The following is a 4,239-nucleotide window of genomic DNA, read 5'->3' as shown; positions in this document are numbered from 1 at the left end:
GCACTTGTGTTTTTCACAATCAACGCATTTGCACTTGTCTTTCCCGCAATCCTCGCATTTGCACTTGTGTTTTTCACAATCAACGCATTTGCACTTGTCTTTCCAGCAATCCTCGCATTTGCACTTGTTTTTCCCGCAATCCTCGCATTTGCACTTGTTTTTCCCGCAATCCTCGCATTTGCACTTGTTTTTCCCGCAATCCTCGCATTTGCACTTGTGTTTTTCACAGTCAACGCATTTACACTTGTGTTTTTCACAGTCATCGCATTTGCACTTGTCTTTTTCACAGTCATCCGATCTGCAATGATGCTTTCCATGATGCTCAAAATAATGTTTTCCCTTTTCACTGTGTTTAAGTTTAAACACGGATTTTGACTTTCCAGTACATATACTTTCGTTAATGTATATTTTTGGGCCCCCAACGCTTCTATGACATTGATTGCATCGTTGGAAGCCCCTACACCCACAGGATCTATTTATAAAAAACATACAAAAGCTTCCTCCCCATATTCTTGAAAGATACTATCAATATATGTATATTGGGTTTCTTGGCATGGGCTGATTAACCAATATAAACACCCATTTTTGGGTGTTTATATTGGTTAATTCACCTACAATACAAATTTAGTTCAAAATTAGCTATGCTTTTTTTCAGAAATTCCTCATAAATAATAAACAGGGATTCTTCTTTAAAAATATTAAAGAAAAATACATTGGAGGGGATTAACTAAATTCTTGTGGGATCATTTCTTAGTTAATTATGAACATTAAGAGGGATTCTTCACACTGATGAATTATTTTGTCAAAGTTCATTACTTATAGACAAAGTCTTGTCGCACAGTATTCAAGGTCAAAGATGACTTCGCCACTGCAAGTTGCTGGTACAGGAAGCTCTGGTTCATTTGGAAGACAAGCAATATCAAGCGAAGTTAACCCTTCAACAAAGATTGGAACTGATGCTCCAGCGCTAACTGTTGCAACAATTGCAGTGCCTGCTCTATCTGTAACACGGATCTGCATAGAACAGCCGCTAGTTGGATTCCCTGTATTTTTAATCACAACTAACCCGCTAAATTCAAAATTAGTCCTGCTGGTAAAATAGTTATAGAATAATGCATCACATGGCTGGGAAATTGGCTCGCAATGTTTAAAGCACCTTAATTCATTTCTTTGTTTGCACAAATTGAATCCTTTTACACGGTCTGGGCAAGGCTCTTTCTCTTCGTACCAATTTTTTTTAGGCATTTCACATTTTTCATATCCATGATGATCATATCCATGATGATTCATCTTCGGATGATTTCCCATTCTTCTTTTGCAAGTGCACTCTTCCTGTTCTTTACAGCCGCAATGTTTACCTTCTGAATGATATATCATCAAATTACTTCCTCCTTGAGATTAAGTTTCTAAATTCAATAATAATATATGCTTCTAGGTTTTTTGCGTATAGGTTAATCAACTAATACAAACATCCATTTTTGGAGGGAAAGAAAAAGGCTGATTAGGTGTTAGTAGTAATATTCGTGCCTTAAAATCTTCTGATAGATAATTGATTTTTAATGCAGCATGTTAGTGCATAAATTCTAGGCACTATCTATTGTGCCCAATGTTTGACTAACAACGGTAAATCCACTTATGGCACATAGTGAGAAGACACAAATCGAGTCTAGATCAGTAATATCGTTTACAAAGTAAGCAAGGCAGTCTTTTACCGTAAGCACATAAAGAGGAAGTGCTGTGGTCTGCCCCTTGAGATAAACATCAAGGAGAAGTCCGAAGTTGGCTGTACACCTTAACTCTTCTCCAATACCTGAAGCACAGCAAGGACAATTACATGGTTTCTTCCTTTTTTGGTAGGAACAATCTTCAGTGTCTTCATAAGCCTGTTGGAGGAGAAATTCATAAACATTGGAAATTTCAGGAGTAGCATCTGTATCTGTCGCGCATATACCTGCAACATCACATAATTGTACGGCTGTATTCGGAACAATCGTAATCTGGTCAGCAGGTCTAAACCTAAGGACTGAACAATCCACTATATCTGAAATGACTTGTCCTTCAGATGGATTCGGCAATCCGTTCACTGTGCTGAAATATATGTCGATTGCTCGATTTGCTGGATTTGTTAAAGTAGTTTGGAAATTTTGTACTTTTCTTAATAGGTCTGCAAGATTTTGGACACAGCAATCACAATCTTTTGGACATTTATTTTCCTTACATTTGCAATTTTCCATGTCGTCCCCCCTTTGATTGTGATCCTTTTTCTTCTTATTTTTCTCAAAGAAGTCATCTGGAAAAATTATAGTAGGCTTACAGTCTCCACACTGAACATTCACATTGACTCCATCCACGTCCACCGGGGTTGAAATGGTCTGGTTATTTTCCATAGTTTGATCGCCATGTCTTTGGGCTTGTAACTGAGGTCCTTGAGTTTGGTCCTGGTCTTCGGTTTGGTCCTGGATTTGCGTTTGCTCTTGTATCTCATTTTGGCTTTGTGTTTGAGGCCCTTGAGTTTGATTTCCTTGGGTTTGGTCGCCTTGTTGTTGTTCTTGCGTTTGAGGCCCTTGACTTTGCCCTTCTTGGATTTGTTCTTGATTCTGAGGCCCTTGTGCCTGTTCAAGCCCACCCTGTTGTTGTAGTTGTTGCTGTTCTTGTTCCCCAATGGATTGGCATTGTGGATTATGCTCAGAGAATGTTTGGTCACAATGTTCGGTTACTTCTTGGTTAACTGTGTCCGAATGGTAGGAGTCTTTACATGTGCAAAACCTTTGTTGTTTAAAGCACCCCTTACATAATCCATAGCTATCGCTATTGGTAAAACTCATAAGTAACACCACCTTTCAGTAGTATCATATGGTAATAGGAAATGATATGAATGGACAAATAGTCCACATTCAAAAAAAGGGCGAATATTTTGATAGTCAGCTTTATTAAATAATTATTCTTTTCGCAATAGGGGGAAACTTATAAATGATTTGTCATATAAATGAGTTGGTTTTGTTACTTTCTGTTCTCCTTGTGGGAAAAATGCACAAGGTAAGGAAGCAGTTAGAAGGTATTCAAACTCTGAGCCAGTAACTATAGGATGTAGCTAGGGCTGTGGCTATATGAAGACAGTCGAAGACCAGTTTTTGAGGACGTTTCACTTAATATGCAGGTACACGTAAATTCTAAGGCAATACCTTTGATTTTGCTTTGGGTTAGGCTGGGACGGTGTCATCTAGGACGAACGGAAAAGTACAAAAAATAGAAATTTTATGATAAAGAGAAGCTCAGTCCTTTATTGGATATGGACTTCATTATTGTGAATTATAATACTTAAAGAAAACCAGCTATTAGTTTATGAATTTTTTAAAATAAAAACATTCATTACTAAATATGTTCATACCAAATAACCTTTCTCTATCTTGTAAATATGGAAAATATCGAGAAATTATAAAATTGATTATTGTGGAAAAGGCCAATGAATGTGGCATTTTCCCTGATCAGATAGCTGTAAAGTCTAGTGATATTTGATGGTATTGAAGGAATCGACTTACTTTCTAGGGGGTGTTCAATTCGATTATTTTATAACAAAACAGGCTCTCCAAGAGGGGGGGATTGCCCGTTTGCCTACGTTCTTACTGTGCTCACGAACTCATCCGCAAGAACTGCGATGACGCAACTTATCGGTAGTCACCGAAAGGGGGATGCTGCTTACTTTAAACTAGAAGAGCGACCTTTATCGGAAGTGTTTAAAGATATACTTGAGGGAGCTACGTGCCTTTTACATTACTTAGGTGTTAATCTTCTGTTCGTCAAAGTCTCTTCGGAACAATAGAATGTTCAACGTCAGCTTTCTAATATTTAATTCATTGGATAGTGGAAGGGCTTTTTCTGTCCTCGAGCTTGTCCTCGACTTGATAATGTCCCATTTAAAATTATTGTTTTGGATCCTTGCAAAATATTGATATATAGTCTTTTTTTATCCTATTTTTTTAATATTTTATTTAAACATGAATGGGCGGCATGATGTAATAATATGCGTAAATGGATGCCCCATTTTATTTGAGGCACCCTGTTTCTTTGACCACAATCTGACCACTAAACATATAGAATTGTATATTATTCTGTTTTCCTTTTAGAGAATAAAAGTGGACAAACCTTGATGTGACAGGAACTGTTTGGTTTTGTGTTTCTTTATATTATCTGCACATATGAAAGAACGTAAAAAATACGGTCTTAAAGGCGCTCGTCGTG

Annotated in this window: 3 protein-coding genes; all 3 read right to left on the bottom strand. The window is 37.3% G+C overall.

The genetic code is table 11. The features are described 5' to 3' along the window. A partial coding sequence (locus ADJ83_RS09890) for a hypothetical protein (RefSeq protein ID WP_204375765.1) occupies window positions 1-326 on the bottom strand: 326 nt, incomplete at its 3' end. Window positions 327-816: 490 nt separating this feature from the next. Next, window positions 817-1,377, bottom strand: coding sequence for an S-Ena type endospore appendage (locus ADJ83_RS09885; protein WP_031540256.1), 561 nt, complete (start codon window positions 1,375-1,377; stop codon window positions 817-819). A 206-nt stretch (window positions 1,378-1,583) separates the two neighbouring features. Next, window positions 1,584-2,825 carry a hypothetical protein gene (locus ADJ83_RS09880; RefSeq protein ID WP_031540257.1) on the bottom strand — a complete coding sequence of 414 codons (1,242 nt, stop codon included), beginning with the start codon at window positions 2,823-2,825 and terminating at the stop codon, window positions 1,584-1,586. Window positions 2,826-4,239: the final 1,414 nt, after the last annotated feature.

This window comes from Bacillus sp. 522_BSPC (genome assembly GCF_001076885.1).
GTDB classification, from domain to species: domain Bacteria; phylum Bacillota; class Bacilli; order Bacillales; family Cytobacillaceae; genus Niallia; species Niallia hominis.
Note: the sequence above shows the minus strand (reverse complement) of the source record. Positions and strands in the feature narration are given on the sequence as shown.

Coding starts and splice junctions, on each gene's coding strand:
- ADJ83_RS09885 (WP_031540256.1), bottom strand. CDS start 1,377: ATGATATATCATTCAGAAGGTAAACATTGCGGCTGTAAAGAACAGGAA.
- ADJ83_RS09880 (WP_031540257.1), bottom strand. CDS start 2,825: ATGAGTTTTACCAATAGCGATAGCTATGGATTATGTAAGGGGTGCTTT.